This is a genomic window from Kitasatospora sp. NPDC058478, from assembly GCF_042720345.1.
GTDB lineage: Bacteria > Actinomycetota > Actinomycetes > Streptomycetales > Streptomycetaceae > Kitasatospora.
In genome coordinates, this window is sequence record NZ_JBHXML010000054.1 from 22,282 (window position 1) to 39,273 (window position 16,992).

The 16,992-nt window shown below is 74.5% G+C and carries 14 protein-coding genes and 1 pseudogene; 11 read left to right on the plus strand and 4 right to left on the minus strand.

Annotated elements, in window-relative coordinates:
- The first annotated feature begins 35 nt into the window (after window positions 1-35).
- Window positions 36-728, plus strand: coding sequence for an HAD family phosphatase (locus tag ACFWPT_RS27500; protein WP_063345846.1), 693 nt, complete (start codon window positions 36-38; stop codon window positions 726-728).
- 232 nt (window positions 729-960) lie between these two features.
- On the opposite strand, the pseudogene dhaL reads toward ACFWPT_RS27500, so the two are convergent.
- Window positions 961-1,608 (minus strand): annotated as a pseudogene (dhaL, locus tag ACFWPT_RS27505) (dihydroxyacetone kinase subunit DhaL); the annotation flags it as partial.
- Complete coding sequence (locus ACFWPT_RS27510) at window positions 1,605-2,642, minus strand: dihydroxyacetone kinase subunit DhaK (RefSeq protein WP_063345848.1); 1,038 nt, start codon at window positions 2,640-2,642, stop codon at window positions 1,605-1,607. The gene ACFWPT_RS27510 and the pseudogene dhaL, both read right to left, overlap by 4 nt.
- Before the next feature lie 351 nt (window positions 2,643-2,993).
- Between ACFWPT_RS27510 and ACFWPT_RS27515 the strand changes: the two genes are divergently transcribed.
- The 5 genes from ACFWPT_RS27515 (at window position 2,994) to ACFWPT_RS27535 (ending at window position 8,768) form a co-directional block, all read left to right on the plus strand.
- Window positions 2,994-3,086: an Ms4533A family Cys-rich leader peptide gene (locus ACFWPT_RS27515; RefSeq protein WP_317620150.1), complete on the plus strand. Its 93-nt coding sequence runs from the start codon at window positions 2,994-2,996 to the stop codon at window positions 3,084-3,086.
- A 144-nt stretch (window positions 3,087-3,230) separates the two neighbouring features.
- Window positions 3,231-4,949 carry an ABC transporter substrate-binding protein gene (locus ACFWPT_RS27520; RefSeq protein WP_380373698.1) on the plus strand — a complete coding sequence of 573 codons (1,719 nt, stop codon included), beginning with the start codon at window positions 3,231-3,233 and terminating at the stop codon, window positions 4,947-4,949.
- A gap of 32 nt (window positions 4,950-4,981) precedes the next feature.
- Window positions 4,982-6,061 (plus strand): ABC transporter permease, encoded by a 1,080-nt coding sequence (locus tag ACFWPT_RS27525; protein ID WP_380484990.1) that lies wholly within the window; start codon window positions 4,982-4,984, stop codon window positions 6,059-6,061.
- Entirely contained in the window at window positions 6,058-7,047 is a 990-nt protein-coding gene (locus ACFWPT_RS27530; RefSeq protein ID WP_363622942.1) for an ABC transporter permease, read from the plus strand. Before ACFWPT_RS27525 ends, ACFWPT_RS27530 begins: the two co-directional genes overlap by 4 nt.
- A gap of 11 nt (window positions 7,048-7,058) precedes the next feature.
- On the plus strand, window positions 7,059-8,768 hold the full coding sequence (locus tag ACFWPT_RS27535; protein ID WP_380485025.1) for an ABC transporter ATP-binding protein: 1,710 nt from the start codon (window positions 7,059-7,061) through the stop codon (window positions 8,766-8,768).
- A gap of 77 nt (window positions 8,769-8,845) precedes the next feature.
- Here ACFWPT_RS27535 and ACFWPT_RS27540 read toward each other — a convergent pair whose 3' ends face one another.
- Window positions 8,846-9,373: an NUDIX hydrolase family protein gene (locus tag ACFWPT_RS27540; RefSeq protein WP_063345851.1), complete on the minus strand. Its 528-nt coding sequence runs from the start codon at window positions 9,371-9,373 to the stop codon at window positions 8,846-8,848.
- A 286-nt stretch (window positions 9,374-9,659) separates the two neighbouring features.
- Here ACFWPT_RS27540 and ACFWPT_RS27545 point away from each other — a divergent pair, with 286 nt between their 5' ends.
- The 4 genes from ACFWPT_RS27545 (at window position 9,660) to ACFWPT_RS27560 (ending at window position 14,268) form a co-directional block, all read left to right on the plus strand.
- Window positions 9,660-10,478, plus strand: coding sequence for an AfsR/SARP family transcriptional regulator (locus tag ACFWPT_RS27545; protein ID WP_363586377.1), 819 nt, complete (start codon window positions 9,660-9,662; stop codon window positions 10,476-10,478).
- Window positions 10,479-10,569: 91 nt separating this feature from the next.
- Window positions 10,570-11,358 (plus strand): SDR family NAD(P)-dependent oxidoreductase, encoded by a 789-nt coding sequence (locus ACFWPT_RS27550; RefSeq protein ID WP_380484992.1) that lies wholly within the window; start codon window positions 10,570-10,572, stop codon window positions 11,356-11,358.
- A 62-nt stretch (window positions 11,359-11,420) separates the two neighbouring features.
- Window positions 11,421-13,760 carry a condensation domain-containing protein gene (locus tag ACFWPT_RS27555; RefSeq protein WP_380484996.1) on the plus strand — a complete coding sequence of 780 codons (2,340 nt, stop codon included), beginning with the start codon at window positions 11,421-11,423 and terminating at the stop codon, window positions 13,758-13,760.
- Between the two features lie 28 nt (window positions 13,761-13,788).
- A complete protein-coding gene (locus tag ACFWPT_RS27560; RefSeq protein ID WP_380484998.1) occupies window positions 13,789-14,268 on the plus strand; it encodes an SRPBCC family protein in 480 nt (159 codons plus the stop codon).
- A gap of 138 nt (window positions 14,269-14,406) precedes the next feature.
- On the opposite strand, the gene ACFWPT_RS27565 is transcribed toward ACFWPT_RS27560, so the two are convergent.
- Window positions 14,407-15,984: an FAD-dependent monooxygenase gene (locus tag ACFWPT_RS27565; RefSeq protein ID WP_380485000.1), complete on the minus strand. Its 1,578-nt coding sequence runs from the start codon at window positions 15,982-15,984 to the stop codon at window positions 14,407-14,409.
- Window positions 15,985-16,060: 76 nt separating this feature from the next.
- Here ACFWPT_RS27565 and ACFWPT_RS27570 point away from each other — a divergent pair, with 76 nt between their 5' ends.
- Complete coding sequence (locus ACFWPT_RS27570) at window positions 16,061-16,603, plus strand: CGNR zinc finger domain-containing protein (RefSeq protein WP_380485002.1); 543 nt, start codon at window positions 16,061-16,063, stop codon at window positions 16,601-16,603.
- Window positions 16,604-16,992: the final 389 nt, after the last annotated feature.

The window sequence follows — 16,992 nt, forward strand, 5'->3', positions numbered from 1 at the left end:
TCCCACAAAGCCAATCCCACCTGAAGGGCGTAGGCATGACCGTGGAGAGAATCAACGACTGGACCCCTGCAGCCGTCGTCTTCGACTGCGACGGCACGCTGATGGACAGCGAGTCGCACTGGCACCAGGCCCGTGCGGAGGTGCTGCGAGGCTACGGACTCACGGCCGGACCGGAGTTCACGGCGCGCGCGGCCGGGTTGCACTACTCCGACTGCGGGCGGCTGATGGCCGAGACCGCCGGCGACCCCTCGCTGGCGCCGGAGCTGACCGACCGGCTGCTGGTGAGCTTCCGGGCGCTCGTCGACGCCGACCCGGTCCCGATGCCGGGCGCGGCCGAACTGGTCGGCCGGCTCAGCGGGTTCGTCCCGCTGGCGGTCGCCAGCAACTGCCCGCGCGACGTGATCGAGGCCGGACTCGGCGGCGCCGGACTGCTCGAACACTTCGAGCACATCGTGGTCCCGGCCGAGGGGATCGGGCCCAAGCCGGCGCCGGACGTCTACCTGACCGCCGCCCGGCTGTGCGGCGCCGAGCCCACCGACTGCCTCGCCGTGGAGGACACCTTCTGCGGCATCCGCTCGGCCGTCCTGGCGGGGCTGCGGGTGATCGGTGTCGGACCGAACCCCTCGGCCGAGGCGCGGGAGGCGGTCGACCTGTGGGTCGCCACCCTGGGCGAGCCGGGACTGCTCGACTGGGTCCGGCGCCGGAGCGCTCTCGCCCTCACCAGCTGAGCAGCCCTCGGCGGGGCGGCCCCCGGCCGAGCAGCGCCCGGCGGAGCGCAAGCCGGCCGGGGAGCCGGCTGGGCGCCACCCGGCCGGGGCCGGGCGGTCACGGGCCGGCGGGGGCCGGCTCGGGCCCGCACAGCGGATCGGGCCCGTCGAACGCGGTGTCGGTGGACGCGGTGTCGGTCGGCACGGTGTCGGCGGACGCGCTGTCAGCAGCGCTGTCACCGAGCAGCACGCCGTCCAGCGTCCGCGGCACCGCGTGCGCGGAGGCGAACAGCAGCGCGATGCCCACGGCGCCCGGGTCGGGCACTCCCGAGGCCCGTTCGCCGAGGTAGCTGGCCCGGCCGCGGCGGGCCCGCAGGGCCCTGGTCCGGCGGACGCCCGCCGCGGCCGCGGCGGCGGCCGCGGCGAGGCAGTCGTCCGGGCGGGCATCGGGAGTGCAGCCGCGCAGGGCCAGTGCGGCCGGGTGCAGGGCGTCGACGAGCGTCTTGTCACCCGGCCGCGCCTCCCCCACCCGCTGGACGGCCTCCAGCGCCGCCGTCGCTCCCCGGGCGAGGGCCGGGCCGGTCAGCGGGCCGGCGCCGACGGCCGCCGCCAGCTCCTGGAGCACCAGGCCGAACAGCGGCCCGCTCGTCCCGCCGACCTCGTCCAGGAAGGCGCCCGCCGCCGCGCCCAGCGGTACCGCCGCGGCCTGGCGCCCCGGCGGCAGCCGGTCCAGCGCGGCCAGGGCGCACCGCACGCCGGTGAGCAGGTTGACGCCGAAGTCGCCGTCCCCGGCGGCCTGGTCGAGCCGGGTGAGCTCCTCCTCGGTGACCGCGACGGTCTCGGCGAACCGTCGCATCCAGCCCGCCGTGAAGACGCCGTCGAAGGCCTTCGTGCCCGTCATCTCCTGACCTCCTGGTGACCGGGGGCCGGCGCCGATTGCGCGACCGGCCAGGCCGCCGTGTACGCGGGGGCGTCGAGCAGCGCGAGCGTCTGTTCGTCGGCGGCGAGCAGGGTGATCGAGAACCCCCGCATGTCGAGGGCGGTGACGTAGTCGCCGACCAGGCTGCGCGCCAGGCGGCGCCCGCCGGCGTCCAGGACGGCGGCCAGTTCGTACAGGACCGCGTACAGCTCCAGGCCGGTGGTCGCGCCCAGCCCGTTGACCAGCGCGACGAGGGGGGCGCGGGCCGGGCGCAGCGCCTCCAGCAGGCGCAGCGCCATCCGGCCCACCAGGACGGCCAGCGGTTCGCACTCCAGGGAGAGTTCGGCCCGTTCGCCGTGGATGCCGACGCCGAACTCGACCGTCCGGTCCGACACCTCGAAGGCCGGCCGGCCGGTGGCCGGGGAGGTGTGTGCGGCGCCGGCCACCGCGATGCTGCGGCAGCGCCCGGCCAACTCGGCTCCCAGCAGGGAGAGTTCCGCCAGTCCGAGGCCGAGGTCGGCGGCCGCTCCGAGGATCTTCTGCACCAGGACGGTGGCCGCCGTCCCGCGCCGGCCGGCGGCGACGGACTCGGACTCGGAGGCGAGGTCGTCGTCCACCAGGACCCTGGCGCACGGTATGCCCTGGCGGTGCAGCCGTTCGGCCGCGATGCCGAAGTTGATCCGGTCGCCGGTGTAGTTCTTCACGATGTGCAGGACGCCGTCCTCGCCGGCGACCGCGCGCGAGGCCTCGAAGATCTGCCGGTTGTGCGGTGAGGCGAAGATCCGGCCCGGGCAGGCGGCGTCGAGCATGCCCCGGCCGACGAATCCGACGTGCAGGGGCTCGTGCCCGGAGCCGCCGCCGGAGAGCAGTCCGACCCGGCGCCCGGGGGCCCGGTCACGGGCGCGGACGAATCCGAGGTCGGGGTCGTGGACGACGAGCGATGGGTGGGCCCGGGCGAATCCGGCGAGTGCGCTCGCCACCAGGGCGTCCTGATCGGTTTCGAGGTAAGGGGCCACGTCCGGCTCCGCTCGGTAGGGCGGCCGCGCTGCGCGCGATCGCCGATCACGTTCACCCATGCTTGGGCAGGCGCCCGCGCGCGGCAACCCGCAGACGGAAGTGCGCGAGGGCCCGGGACGGCCGCCCGGCGGGCGGTTCGGGGCCTTCGGGGCGCCGGCGCTTCGCAGGGGCGCGGCACCCACTCGGGTGATGTCGCGCCCGCCGGTCCGGCGGGCCCGGGCCCCGGGTTTCCCCCCGCTTCCGCACGGTCTCCCGGTGTCCGGGCCGTAATCCGTTCCCGGAGTTCCGGTGGCGGCCGGATGGTATCCGGAGTTTTGACATTCCGCTTAAAGTCATACAGTCTTCTCGGCATGTCTGACCGTCACCCGATCGAGTGCGCCGCCATCGAGCTGGCGCTGATCGGCGTGGCCGCGCACTGCGTTTCCGACAATCTCTGTCGCTGAATCCGCCTGTCCCGACGCGTAGCGGTGATCGCCGCCCCGGGACATCGCCCCTCCCTGCGGGCGCGGTGCCGCTCACTCTCCTCACGGCCTCACTGTCGCCCGCCTTCCTCCGTACACCATCGGTAGCGAAAGGCCCCCTTTCCGATGTCTCGAACCACCTTCACCCCCCGCCGCCTCGCCGCGGCGACCGTCACCGTCGCCCTGGCCGTCGGAGTCGCGGCGTGCGGACCGAAGGGCGACGGCGGTGGAAGCACCGGCAAGGACGCCGCACCGCAGCAGGGCGGCACCCTCACCGTCCTCAACCAGAACCCGCAGGACCAGTTCGACCCCGCACGGCTCTACACCTCCGGCGGCGGCAACGTGCCCTCCCTGGTCTTCCGCACCCTCACCACCCGCAACCGGGCCGACGGCGCGGCCGGCACCAAGGTCGTCCCGGACCTCGCCACCGACACCGGCACCCCCTCGGAGGGCGCGACGGTGTGGACGTACCACCTCAAGGACGGCCTGAAGTACGAGGACGGCTCGGCGATCACCACCGCCGATATCAAGTACGGCATCGAAAGGTCATTCGCCCCCGAACTCTCCGGCGGGGCGCCATTCCTGAGGGACTGGCTGGTCGGCGCCGCCGACTACCAGGGCCCGTACAAGGACGGCCGCGGTCTGGACGCGATCGAGACGCCGGACGAGAAGACCATCACCTTCCGCCTCAACAAGCCCGAGGGCGACTTCCCGTACCTGGCCACCCAGACGCAGTTCGCCCCCGTCCCGAAGGCCAAGGACACCGGGACGAAGTACCAGGAGCACCCCGTCTCCTCCGGCCCCTACCAGGTCGTCAAGAACGAGAACGACGGCGCACACCTCGTCCTCAAGCGCAACCCCAACTGGTCGGCGGCCAACGACGACCAGCGCAAGGCGTACCCGGACACCGTCGACGTGCAGTCCGGGCTCGACCCGGCGGTGATCAACCAGCGGCTCTCCGCCGGCACCGGCGCCGACGCGGCCGCCGTCACCACCGACACCAACCTCGGCCCCTCCGAGCTCGCCCAGGTGAAGGACGACAAGGCGCTCGCCGCCCGCGTCGGCACCGGCCACTTCGGCTACGTCAACTACCTGGCGTTCAACCCCAAGGTCAAGCCCTTCGACAACCCCAAGGTCCGGCAGGCCGTCGCCTACGCGCTCAACCGCACCTCGGTCGTCAACGCCGCCGGCGGCTCCTCGCTCGCCGAGGCCGCCACCACCTACCTGCCCACCCAGGAGACCTTCGGGTACACGCCGTACGACCCGTTCCCGGCCGGCGCCACCGGCAACCCGGAGAAGGCCAAGGAGCTGCTGAAGGAGGCCGGCTACCCGGACGGCCTGACCATCACGCTCACCCACTCCACCGAATCGGGCAAGGGCTACGGCCCGAACCTGGCCACCGCCGTCCAGGACGGCCTGAAGGCGGCCGGGATCACCGTCCAGCTCGACGCCCTGGACTCCACCAGGTACTCCAAGACGATCCACACCGTCAGCACCGAACCCGGCCTCTTCCTCTCCGGCTGGGGCGCCGACTGGCCCTCCGGCGGCCCGTTCCTCGCGCCGATCTTCGACGGCCGGCAGATCGTCACCGACGGCTACAACTTCAACTCCGCGCAGCTGGACGACCCGTCGGTGAACGACGAGATCGACCAGATCAACAAGATCACCGACCACGCCGAGGCCGCCAAGCGCTGGGGCGCCCTGGACAAGCGGATCGGCGACCAGGCCCTCACCGTCCCGCTGTTCCACCCCGTCTACAAGCGGCTGTCGGGCAAGGACGTCCGCAACATCGTCATCAGCGACTGGACCGGCGTGCTCGACATCTCCCAGGTCGCGGTCAAGTAGCGGGCGGGATCGGACGGATCGGTCAGACAACCATGGCTCCACAGGAACCCCGGGCCGGGGAGGCCCTCGCGGCCGCCCCGGCCGCCGGGGGCCGGACGGTGTGGCGGCGGCTGCTCGCACGGCGCGCCGTCCTCGCCGCCGGCCTCGTCATCGCCCTGCTCGCCCTGATCGCGGCAGCGGCACCGCTGCTCAGCGCGATCGAGGGCCAGGACCCCACCAGCTACCACAACGACCTGCTCGACTCGGCGGCCGGCGGAGTGCCCACCGGCTCCTTCGGCGGCGTCAGCGCCGAGCACTGGCTCGGCGTCGAACCCGGCACCGGGCGCGACGTGTTCGCCCGACTGGTCCACGGCGCCCGGATCTCGCTGCTCGTCGCCGTCGGCGCCACCCTCGTCCAGGTCACCATCGGCGTCCTGCTCGGCCTCGCCGCGGGCCTCGGCAGCCGGCTGCTCGACCAGCTGATCGGCAACACCACCGAGGTCATGCTCGCGCTGCCCTCGCTGGTCTTCGCCATCTCGCTGATGGCCGTCGTGCCCTCCGACTTCCCCCGCCCGCTCCTGCTGACCCTGGTCATCGGGCTGCTCGGCTGGGCCGGCACCGCCCGGCTGGTCCGGGCGCAGACGCTCAGCCTCCGCCAGCTCGACTACGTGGCCGCGGCCCGGCTCGCCGGCGCCACCCGCTGGCGGATCGCCCGCCGGGAGCTGTTGCCGTCCCTGGCCGCGCCCGTCATCACCTACGCCGCGGTGCTGCTGCCGTCCAACGTGATCGCCGAGGCCGGGCTGTCCTTCCTCGGCGTGGGCGTCAAGCCGCCGACCTCGTCGTGGGGCCAGATGCTCTCCGGCGCGACCACCTGGTTCCGCGCCGACCCGACGTACGTGCTGCTCCCGTCCGCACTGCTGTTCGCCACGGTGCTCGCCTTCACCGTGCTCGGCGACGCCGTCCGCACCGAGCTCGACCCCCGCGCGGCCTCCCGGCTGCGGGTCGGAACGGCGCGCGGCGCCGGCTCGTCGGGCAGCGGCTCGTCGGGCTCCGCATCGTCGGGCAGCGGCTCGTCGGACTCCGCCAGCCCCGGCCCGTCGGCCGCCACCGCCGCCGAGGAGGCCCCCGCATGACCCGCTTCCTGCTCCGCAGGGCCATCGGCATGGTCGGCGTCCTGCTCGCCATCTCGCTGATCGTCTACGCGGTCTTCTACATCGCCCCCGGCGACCCCGCCCAGCTGGCCTGCGGCGAGAAGTGCAGCCCCGCCCAGGTCCTCCAGGTGCGCGAACGCCTCGGCCTCGACGCACCGGTCTACCTCCAGTACGCCCACTTCCTCCAGGGCGTCGTCGCCGGCCGCGACTTCAGCGCCGGAACGGGCCTGCTGCACTGCCCGGCGCCGTGCCTGGGCGTCTCCTACCGCAGCGGCGAGCAGGTCACCGACATGATCGCCGCCCGGCTCCCGGTGACGGCCTCGCTGGCGCTCGGCGCGATGGTGCTCTGGCTGGCCCTCGGGGTCGGCACCGGGCTGCTCTCCGCGCTGCGCCGGGGCCGGCTCAGCGAGCGGCTGCTGACCGCGCTGACGCTGGCCGGCAACTCCATCCCGGTCTTCGTCATCGGCCTGGTGCTGCTCATCGTCCTGTGCGCCCAGCTCCAGTGGCTGCCGTTCCCGAGCTACGTACCGCTCACCGAGGACCCGCAGCAGTGGTTCTGGGGGCTGCTGCTGCCCTGGGTCTCGCTCGCGCTCATCGAGTCCGCCAAGTACGCCCGGCTGACCCGCTCGTCCATGCTGGAGACCCTCGCCGACGACCACATCCGGACCTTCCGGGCGTACGGCGTCAGCGAGCGGCGCCTGGTGACCAGGCACGCGCTGCGCGGCGCGCTCACCCCGGTGATCGCGCTCACCGCCATGGACCTCGGGACGATGTTCGGGTCCGCCGTGCTGACGGAGTCGCTGTTCGGGCTCCCGGGGCTCGGCAAGCTGCTGGTCAGCTCGGTCAGCCTGATCGACCTGCCGACCGTCGTCGGCCTCACCCTCGTCACCGGGTTCGCCGTGGTCCTCGCCAACGTCGTCGCGGACGTGCTCTACGCGGTGACCGATCGAAGGGTGGTCCTGACGTGAGCGCCGAACCCCTGGCTCCTCCCCTGGTCGACGTCCGGGACCTGGTCGTCGACTTCCCGGTCGGCGACGGGCACGTACGCGCCGTCGACGGCGTGGGCTTCACCCTGGAGGCCGGGCAGGCGCTCGGCATCGTCGGCGAGTCCGGGTCGGGCAAGAGCACCGTCGCCTACGGACTGCTCGGCCTGCACCGCGGCACCGGCGCCCGGGTCGGCGGCTCCGTCCGGGTCGCCGGCGTCGACGCCGTCACCGCCGAGGGCGACGAACTGCGGCGGCTGCGCGGCGGGTTGGCGGCCATGGTGTTCCAGGACCCGCTCTCCGCCCTCGACCCGTACTACGCGGTGGGCGACCAGATCGCCGAGGTCGTACGCGTCCACCGGGCCGTCTCCCGCCGGGCCGCCAGGGCCCGGGCCGTCGAGGTGCTCGGCCGCGTCGGCATCCCCGATCCGGCGCGTCGCTCGCGGTCGCGCCCGCACGAGTTCAGCGGCGGCATGCGCCAGCGGGTGCTGATCGCGATGGCCCTGGCCTGCGAGCCGCGGCTGCTGGTCGCCGACGAGCCCACGACCGCGCTGGACGTCACCGTCCAGGCCCAGATCCTCGACCTGCTGCACGAGTTGCGGGCCGAGACCGGGGCCGGGCTGGTCCTGGTCACCCACGACCTCGGGGTGGTCGCCGGGAGCGTCGACCGGGTGCTGGTGATGAAGGACGGCCGGGCGGTGGAACACGGCCCGGTCACCGAGGTGCTGGGCGCGCCGCGCGAGCCGTACACCCGCGCGCTGCTGTCGGCGGTGCCCCGGGTCGACGCTCCGGGCGCTCCGACCGGGCCTGCCAGGCCTGCCGGGCCTGCCGGAGGCACCGCCGCCGACGGAGCCGCCGGGCGCACCGACGGCGACGTCCTGCTCGAAGCCACCGACCTGCGCCGGGAGTTCGCGACCCGCGGCGGCCTCACCCGGCGCGCGGCCCCCGTGGCCGCCGTGGACGGCGTCTCGCTCACCGTGCGTGCGGGCGAGACGCTGGGCATCGTCGGCGAGTCCGGCTCCGGCAAGACCACGCTCGGGCGGATGCTGGTCCGGCTGCTGGAGCCGACCGGCGGCCGGCTGCACTACCGCGGCCGGGACATCGGAGCGCTCGGGGAGAAGGAACTGCGCCCGCTCCGGCGGGAGTTGCAGATGGTCTTCCAGGACCCGGTGTCCTCGCTCAACCCGCGCCGCAGCATCGGGGAGTCCATCGCCGACCCGCTGCGCATCGCCGGTGAGAGCGACGATCGCCGCATCCGCGCCCGGGTCGGCGAGCTCCTCGAACGGGTGGGCCTCGACGCCGACTGGTACCACCGCTACCCGCACGAGTTCTCCGGCGGACAGCGCCAGCGGGTCGGCATCGCGCGGGCGCTCGCGCCGCAGCCGCGACTGATCGTCTGCGACGAACCGGTCTCCGCACTGGACGTCACCACCCAGGCCCAGGTGGTCGCGTTGCTGGGCGAGTTGCAGCGCGACCTCGGCCTCGCGCTGGTCTTCATCGCCCACGACCTGGCCGTGGTCCGACAGGTGAGCGACCGGGTCGCGGTGATGCGGGCCGGGCGGATCGTCGAGCAGGGCGACGCCGACGCCGTGTACGACTCCCCCCAGCACGCGTACACCAAGGGCCTGCTGGCGGCCGTGCCGGTGCTGGACCCCGTCGAGGCGACCGCCCGGCGCACCGCCCGGCTGGCATCCGCCGGGGCCTGACCGGCTCCCTGACCGATCCCCTGACCGGCTCCCGGCCGGGGCCCGCACCTCACCGGTGCGGGCCCCGGCCGGAGTGCTCAGCTCAGGCAGCCGACGTGTGCCAGGGCCCGCTTGAGCAGCGCCCCCTGACCGCCGGGCATGTCCTGCTGCACCAGCGGGGAGGCGGCCTCCTGCGGGCTGAACCAGACCAGGTCGAGCGCGTCCTGGCGCGGCCGGCAGTCGCCGACCACCGGCACGACGTACGCCAGCGACACCGCGTGCTGGCGCGGGTCGTGGAACTCGGTGATCCCCAGGGTCGGGAAGTACTCGGCGACCGTGAACGGTTGCAGCGAGGCGGGGATCCGGGGCAGCGCCACCGGGCCGAGGTCCTTCTCCAGGTGCCGCAGCAGGGCGTCGCGGATCCGCTCGTGGTGCAGCACCCGGCCGGAGACCAGCGTGCGGCTGACCGTCCCGTCCGGTCCGATCCGCAGCAGGAGACCGACCTGGGTGACCTCGCCGGCGTCGTCGACGCGGACCGGCACGGCCTCGACGTACAGGATCGGCATCTTGGCGCGGGTGGTCTCCAGCTCCTCGGGGGCGAGCCAGCCTGGCGTGGTTTCCGTCATGTCAGCCATTCGCCGATCGTACGTTCCCGGGCCCCGTCCGCGCCGGGCGCCCCGCCCGTCACACCGTCGAGCGCCGACCCGCCGCACCGCTCTGCCGCACCGGTCTGCCCGGAGGTGCCCCACCAGAGCGCCCGGAACCGCGCTCGACGGGCACTTGAGGAATCCAGCCCCCGCCCCTCGGCCCAACTAGGGTGCGACGCGTCCGCCCCACCATTCCGTCGACCCGAACAAGCAGCCGAATGACGCCCACCCGAGCGGACGCTCCGCGCCCGAGAGGAGAACCGCCATGCACCTCAAGGTCCTCGGCCCCCTCACCGCCGACCTCAACGGCATCTCCGTCGTCCCCACCGCCGCCAAGCAGCGCCAGATCCTGGCCCTCCTCGCGCTCTACCCGAACCGCATCCTGCCCACCGCCACCCTGATCGAGGAGATCTGGGGCGACGACCCGCCCAGACAGGCGCTCACCACCATGCAGACGTACATCCTGCAACTGCGCCGCCGGATCACCCACGGCCTCGGGCCGACCCCGCACATCACCGCCAAGGACATCCTGACCACCCGGCACGGCGGCTACCAGCTCACCACCCACCCGGACAACCTCGACGTCCACACCTACAGCCTGCTCACCACCCAGGGGCAGCACGCCTTCAACCACGGCCACGACCACCAGGCCGCCACCCACTTCCGGCAGGCCCTCGCGCTCTGGCACGGCCCGGCCCTGGTCGACGTGCGGCCCGGGCCGATCCTCGCCATCGAGATCATGCGCCTGGAGGAGAGCCGCCTGATCACCCTGGAACGCCGCATCGACACCGACCTGCGGCTCGGCCGGCACAACGAGCTCATCCCCGAACTCACCCACCTCACCCACCAGCACCCGCACCACGAGGGCCTGCACGCCCAGGCCATGGTCGCGCTCTACCGGGCCGGCCGGCAGACCACCGCCCTCGCCACCTACCACCACCTGCGGCACCGCCTCACCACCGAGCTCGGCATCCAGCCCTCCCCGCACCTGCAACACCTGCACCACGCGATCCTCACCCTCGACCCCACCCTCAACACCCCGACCACGGCCCACCCGACCACCTACAACCTCTACCCGGCCTGAGCTCCCGCCCCGACCACCCCACCGACCCCCGACCACCGACCACCCACCACCGGCCCGAGCTCCCAGCCCGCCCTCACCCCCAGGACCCGCCATGACCACCGCACCCGAGCAACCTCTCGCCCTGATCACCGGCGGCACCCGCGGGATCGGCCTCGCCATCGCCCGCGAGCTCGGCAGCCGCGGCCACCGCCTCTTCATCTGCGCCCGCACCGGCCCGCACATCACCGAGGCGCTGGCCACCCTGCGCGGCGAGGGCCACCAGGCCGACGGCGCCACCTGCGACGTGCGCGACCCCACCCAGGTCAGCGCGCTGATCCGGCACGTGGTGGCCGAGCACGGTCCGATCACCGTGCTGGTCAACAACGCCGGCCGCACCGGCGGCGGGCCGATCGCCACCACCACGGACGACCTCTGGTACGACGTCATCGACACCAACCTCAACGCCGTCTTCCTCGTCACCCGGGAGACCCTCAAACACGGCCACCTCACCGGCACCGCGCACCCGCGGATCATCAACATCGCCTCCACCGCCGGGAAGCAGGCCGTCACCCTCGGCGCCCCGTACACCGCGAGCAAGCACGCCGTGATCGGCTTCACCCGGGCACTCGCCAAGGAACTGGCCCCGACCGGCACCACCGTCAACGCCATCTGCCCGGGCTACGTGAACACCCCGCACACCACCCGGATCCACCACGAGTACGCCACCGCCTACAACACCACCCCCGAGACCATCCACCAGCACTTCCAGACGCACATCCCGCTCGGCCGCTACACCACCCCGGAGGAGGTCGCCTCGCTGGCCGGCTACCTCACCTCCCCGACCGCCGCCAGCATCACCGCCCAGGCACTGAACGTCTGCGGCGGCCTCGCCACCCAGTAACCCCGGCGCAACCCTGGCCGGCCCACGGGAAGGAACCGGGCTCCGGTGCCCGCTGATCAGCGATGACGAACCGTCACTTCTCCAGCGCACCCGTCACCCTGCTGGTGGCCGGCGCCCCGTCGCCCGAGCCCTGCCTGCCCGCCGCCCGCCCGCCGAGACGGCTCGACACCGGCGCGGTCAACGCCGCGCTGGCCCGCACCGCCACCCGCCGGTGGCGGCCGCCACAGCCGCGCGGGGCCGGCCGGCCCCCGGAGTTCCTGCTGGTCGAACTGCAGCAGACGTACGAGGCCGACGTGCTGCGCGCCGCCCTGCGCGCCGTCGCACCGGAAGGCCGGGCAGCAGACGGGGCCCGTCCCACGCCCCAGGACCGGGCGGACGCGCTCTGGGAGCGCACGGTGGACGGCCCCGACGGACTCGACCGGGTCCTGGCCGACCTCGGACGCGCCCTCGCCGCCGGGGCACGGCTGCGCGCCGTCCTGGTCGAGGACCGCCAGGGCGGCCTCCGGCGCCTGTTCGTCGGCATCGCCGCCGGACCGTCCGCGCGCGCCGCCGAACTCGTGGAACGGCTGCGGGAGGCACTGGCGCACCCGCCGGAGCCCGTCACCGTGCCGACCAGCGCGCTGCAACGGGAGATGCTGCGCCAGGTCATCGGGCGCGCCGACCACGGCGGGCGGCACGTCGAACAGCTGTCCTGGAACTGGCACGGGCCGCTGGACACCGACCGGTTCACCGCCGCCTGGCAGTCCGTGTTCGACCACGAGACGGTGCTGCGCGCCGCCTTCGACTGGGACGACACCGCCGGCGACCCCTGGATGGTGCTGCACGAACGCGCCGACCCCGACGTCACCCGGCACCCGCACGGCGCGATCGGCTGGGACGACCTCCTGGAAGCCGACCGGCACCGCGGCTTCGACCTGCGCCGACCCGCTCTGCTGCGCGCCACCCTGCTCGACTCCGGCCCGCAGGACCAGGACGACGGACCGGCCACCCGGGTCCTGCTCACCTACCACCACGCGATGCTCGACGGCTGGAGCGTGCGGCTGCTCCTCCAGGCCTTCTACCGCGCCTACCTGACCGGCGGCGTCCTGCCCGGCGGCGAGCGCCGCCCCGACGTCCGCGACCACGCCCACTGGCTCGACGCCCAGGGAAGCGACGCCGCCCGGCAGTTCTGGGCCACCCGGACCGCCGCCAGCGCCGTCCTCCCGCTCGCCCCCGACCCGACCCGGCGCGGCAGCGGACGCACCCGGCGCCGGCTCACCCCGTACGAGGCGGTCCGGCTGCGCGGCTGGGCGGCCGCCTGGGGGGCGGGCGAGAGCAGCGCCCTCCAGGCCGCCTGGGCGCTGCTGCTCTACCGCGCGGCGCAGTCCCACGAGCAGCGCCCACCGGCCCGGGCGGTACGGGTCGGCTTCGCGGTGACGGTCTCCGGGCGGGGCATCCCGCTGGACGGCATCGACCGACTGCCCGGCGCGCTGCGCAACCCGCTGCCGATCTCCGTCCGGGTCCACCCGAGCACGACGGTGCCGCAACTGCTCGCGGCCCTGCGCGACGACGTGCTCGACCTCGCCGCCTACGAGTGGATCTCGCCCGGACAGGCCCACCGCTGGAGCGCCACCCCGCGCGGGCAGCGGCCGCACAGCCTGGTCGTCCTGGAACACCAGCCGACCGCCCCGCACCACCTGCGGCTGGAGACCGACCTGGCCGCGCACGGCATCCACGTGGAGAACCCCGTGCCGACCGGCACCTTCACCTCGTACCCGATCACCCTCGCCGCCCACTACGACGCCACCGGCGGACTCGTCCTCACCACCACCCACGACCGCGCCCTGCTCGCCGACCGGGACGCCGTCGAACTCCTCAGCCAGAGCGCCCACCTGCTGCGCACCTTCCCCGACCTGCCGAGCGGCCTCAGCACCTCCGAGTTGCTGCGCTCCACCCTCGCCGGACACCCGGCGCCCCGACCCGGCGGGCCCGCCGACCACCCGCCGGGCCCGGACGCACCGGCGGACGCACCGACGGACGGCCCGGCCGTCCGGCTGGAGGTGCTGCGCCGGGCCGCCCGCCCGGGCGCGGGCTGGGTACTGCTGCTGCCCCCGCCCGACGCCCCGCACACCCGCTACCCCGGCACCGCACGCGGCTGGCCGGGGCCGCAGGCCCTCGGCGTGCTCCGCCCGGCCGCCGGCCCGCCGTCACCGGCCGCCTACCGCCCGGTCCTCGCCCCGCTGCTGGAGTCCCCGGCCCCGGTCGCCCTGGTCGCCGCGCCCGGCAGCGGCGTCACCGCCTACGAGGTCGCCCGGCTCGGCCCGCCGGCCCGCCCCCCGCTGGTCGTCCTGCTCCCCGACGACGCCGCCCCGTCCGACCTGTTCGCCCTGGCCCCCCTCCTCGGCGGCCCGCCCCCGCCGTGACGCGCCGCTGGCAGCCGTACCGTGAGGCATGGCCCGCTTCGTCCTGACCCGCCGTTCGCCCCTGCCCCCGGCAGTCTGCTGGGAGCGGCTGACCGCCTGGCCCCGGCACGGGGACCGGGTGCCGTTCACCCGGGTCACCGTGGTGCGGGGCGGTGGCGGGCGGGCGGGGGACGCCATCCTGGCCCGGACGGTCATCGGACCGTTCCGGTTCGACGACCCGATGGAGATCGTCGACCTGACCGCCCCTGCGGCCGGGCGCGACGGGCTGTGCCGGCTGGAGAAGCGGGGCCGGCTGGTGCTCGGCTGGGCCGAACTGCGTGTGCGGGCCCCCGGTCAGGACGCCGGGCAGGCCGGGGAGACCGGCGGATCCCAGGTGAGCTGGACGGAGGAACTCCGGGTCGCTGGCCTGCCCGCGCTGTTCGACCCGCTCGTGGCCCGCGCCGGGCGCCTGGTCTTCGGCCGGGTGCTGGACCAGCTGCTGGAGCCGGAGGCGGCGGCTACGGCCTGACGTCGCGCCAGAGCCGGTCCTGCCGGCGGACGTATCCGCGCGGGTCGGCGTCGACCGTGACGCGGTCGTGCTCCGCCGGCGTCTGGTGACGGTCCCGACCAGTGGCGCCGGATCAGCCGATGGCGTCGGGTCGGCCGCCTACGCCGACAGGATCCGCCGCAGGACTTCCCGCAACTCGGTGTCGTCGGCGGGCGGGTGGGGCGCATGCCAGGCGATGTGGCCGTCGGGGCGGGTGAGGAGAGCGCCCGTGGCGGGGAGGCCGGAGAGGCCGGGCCAGTCGGCGGCGGGCAGTGGCCGCAGCACGACGGGCAGGCCTGCCGCCGCGGCAGTGTCGGCCTGGCGTTGCCAGGCGGGGTCGCCGGCGGCTGTGAGCAGGGTGAAGCCGGGGCCGACGAGGTCGAGCGTCGACGTAGCCCCGGGGAGTCCGGCCGGGCGCAGGTGCGGGAGCCGGCCGCCGGGCCCGCCGTCGGGGTGCTCGCCGTCCGGGTCCAGCGGCGGGCGGGCGGGGGCGTCGGGGTCGGCGTGGACGGCGGTGGAGCGGTAGGCCGCGGTGAGCAGCAGCTCGTCATCGATCCGGTAGCCGGTGCGGGCACGGGAGTTGGCGAGGGACAGGTCGATGACCTGTCGGGCGACGGGGCGGCGCTCGGCCTGGTAGGTGTCCAGCAGCGCCTCGCCGGCCGACCCGGCCACGACAGCGGCGAGCTTCCAGGCCAGGTTGTCGGCGTCGCCGATGCCGGTGTTCATGCCGTGCCCGCCGGTGGGGGGCGTCACATGGGCCGCGTCTCCCGCGATCAGGACCCGTGACCGGCGGTAGGTGTCGGCGAGTCGGGCGTCCAGGCGCCAGGTCTGGGTGTCCCGGACCGTGACGTCGAGGTCGGGCAGTCCGGCGGCGTCGCGCACCAGCCGGGCCAGCTGCCGGTGGTCGCCGAGGAGGTCGGCGAGGTCGGCGCGCCCGGGGTCGTAGGGGTGCTGGTAGATCCAGTGCCGGTCGTTGTCCACGGCCAGGAAGCCACCGCGGCCGGGCTCGGTGAGGAAGTAGGACGCGCTGGCCCGGTCGGCGACGACCTCGCCGAGCGGCGCCTCGAAGCGGATGCTGAGGAAGTGGCCGAGGCCGGTCGGCCCTGCCATGGCGATCCCGGCGCCGGTGCGGACGGTGCTCGCCGCGCCGTCGCAGCCGATCAGCCAGTCGGCGCGCACGGTGTGCCGGTCGCCGGTGGCCCGGTCCTCCAGCATCGCGTGCACGCCCTCGCCGCCGCCTGCGGCTGTGGTGGCAGCGGCAGTCTCGGCAAGCGAGAGCAGCCGGGTGGCGAACCGCACGCCGTCCGGGGCGAGTTCACGGGCCCGGCGCAGCAGCACGGCCTCCAGGGCGTCCTGCGAGCAGACGAGCCCCGGCGACGGGGTGCGCTCGGCGCCGCCGTCCGGGGCGCCGGCCACGCCGGTGCGTACGAAGTCCGGGTCGACGAGGTCGCGGCCGCGGTAGAAGAAGACGTGCGAGGCCGGGAGCCCGGCCTGCCGGATGTCGGCCTCCAGTCCGAGCCTGCGGAAGATCTCCATCGAACGCGCGGACACGCCACGGGCCTTGGGGTGGCGGGAGGTGCCCTGGTGCGCCTCGACGAGCAGGTGCGGCACGCCGTACCCGGAGAGCAGGAGCGACATGGTCAGGCCGACCGGGCCTGCGCCGACGATCAGGACGGGCGTCGTTGCCGGGAATCGCATACCACTCCTTCGTAACGCCTAATATTGGATTTCGACGTTACCATGGGGTGCGCAAACGATCGGAAGGGGCACACCCATGACCCAGGACCACGACGGCGGCAACCCCCGCGGCCTCCACTTCGTCACCGAGCTCGCGAACACCGTCCGCGCCGAGCCCGAAGCGGGCGCCGCCGACCTGCAAGCCCTCCTGGAACGCCACGGAGGCCCGCCCTTCCGCCTCACCGACGCCGACGCCCGCGAACTGCGCGAGGCCACCGCCCCGCTGATCGGCATCCTCGCCCTCCACGACGAGGACGAGGCGGCAGAAGCGATCAACACCCTGCTCGACCGCTACCCGGCCCGCCCCCGCCTCGTCCGCCTCCCCGGCCGCCCCTGGTCGATGCACACCCAGGCGCCCCCGTCCGCCGGCCTCACCCACTGGCTGCTCTCCACCTCCGCCCTGGCCCTCGGCCTGTGGCTCAGCGAGCGCGGCACCTGCGCCTGGGGAGAGTGCGCCGCCCCCGACTGCGACCGGTTCTTCATCGACACCGGCCGCCGCACCCCGCAGCGCTTCTGCACCCCGCGCTGCGCCACCCGGGTGCGGGTCGCCGCCCACCGGGCCCAGCGCGCCACCGGCTGACGGCCCGCCCGCCAAGAATGGCACCCTGATCCCAAGCAGCCCGGTCCAGCAGGAAACCAGCAGCTTCCCGACGAAGTCCGACTGTCCGCCGCCGCCTACCCGGCCACGACGCGTGGCGGTGAGTGATCAACGTGGTGCACCGGCCATGGGAACGACAGCCGGGGCCTCACCCGTTCGAGTGAGGCCCGGCGGCCGGTCACGTGGCACGGCTGCACCGTCGGCATGATCGCGGAGGACTACGGACGAGAAGCTGCCCGACGCGCAGCGTGCACCGGCACGTTCCGAAGGTCGACAGCGACGTGCAACGGCGGCTCCTCATCCGAGGCCTTCCCACCGCTGGTGATCGAGCCGATCACGATGAAGTTCCCAGGGGCAGACGCGGGCGGGGA

Coding starts and splice junctions, on each gene's coding strand:
- ACFWPT_RS27500 (WP_063345846.1), top strand. CDS start 36: ATGACCGTGGAGAGAATCAACGACTGGACCCCTGCAGCCGTCGTCTTC.
- ACFWPT_RS27515 (WP_317620150.1), top strand. CDS start 2,994: ATGTCTGACCGTCACCCGATCGAGTGCGCCGCCATCGAGCTGGCGCTG.
- ACFWPT_RS27520 (WP_380373698.1), top strand. CDS start 3,231: ATGTCTCGAACCACCTTCACCCCCCGCCGCCTCGCCGCGGCGACCGTC.
- ACFWPT_RS27525 (WP_380484990.1), top strand. CDS start 4,982: ATGGCTCCACAGGAACCCCGGGCCGGGGAGGCCCTCGCGGCCGCCCCG.
- ACFWPT_RS27530 (WP_363622942.1), top strand. CDS start 6,058: ATGACCCGCTTCCTGCTCCGCAGGGCCATCGGCATGGTCGGCGTCCTG.
- ACFWPT_RS27540 (WP_063345851.1), bottom strand. CDS start 9,373: ATGACGGAAACCACGCCAGGCTGGCTCGCCCCCGAGGAGCTGGAGACC.
- ACFWPT_RS27545 (WP_363586377.1), top strand. CDS start 9,660: ATGCACCTCAAGGTCCTCGGCCCCCTCACCGCCGACCTCAACGGCATC.
- ACFWPT_RS27550 (WP_380484992.1), top strand. CDS start 10,570: ATGACCACCGCACCCGAGCAACCTCTCGCCCTGATCACCGGCGGCACC.
- ACFWPT_RS27555 (WP_380484996.1), top strand. CDS start 11,421: ATGACGAACCGTCACTTCTCCAGCGCACCCGTCACCCTGCTGGTGGCC.
- ACFWPT_RS27560 (WP_380484998.1), top strand. CDS start 13,789: ATGGCCCGCTTCGTCCTGACCCGCCGTTCGCCCCTGCCCCCGGCAGTC.
- ACFWPT_RS27565 (WP_380485000.1), bottom strand. CDS start 15,984: ATGCGATTCCCGGCAACGACGCCCGTCCTGATCGTCGGCGCAGGCCCG.
- ACFWPT_RS27570 (WP_380485002.1), top strand. CDS start 16,061: ATGACCCAGGACCACGACGGCGGCAACCCCCGCGGCCTCCACTTCGTC.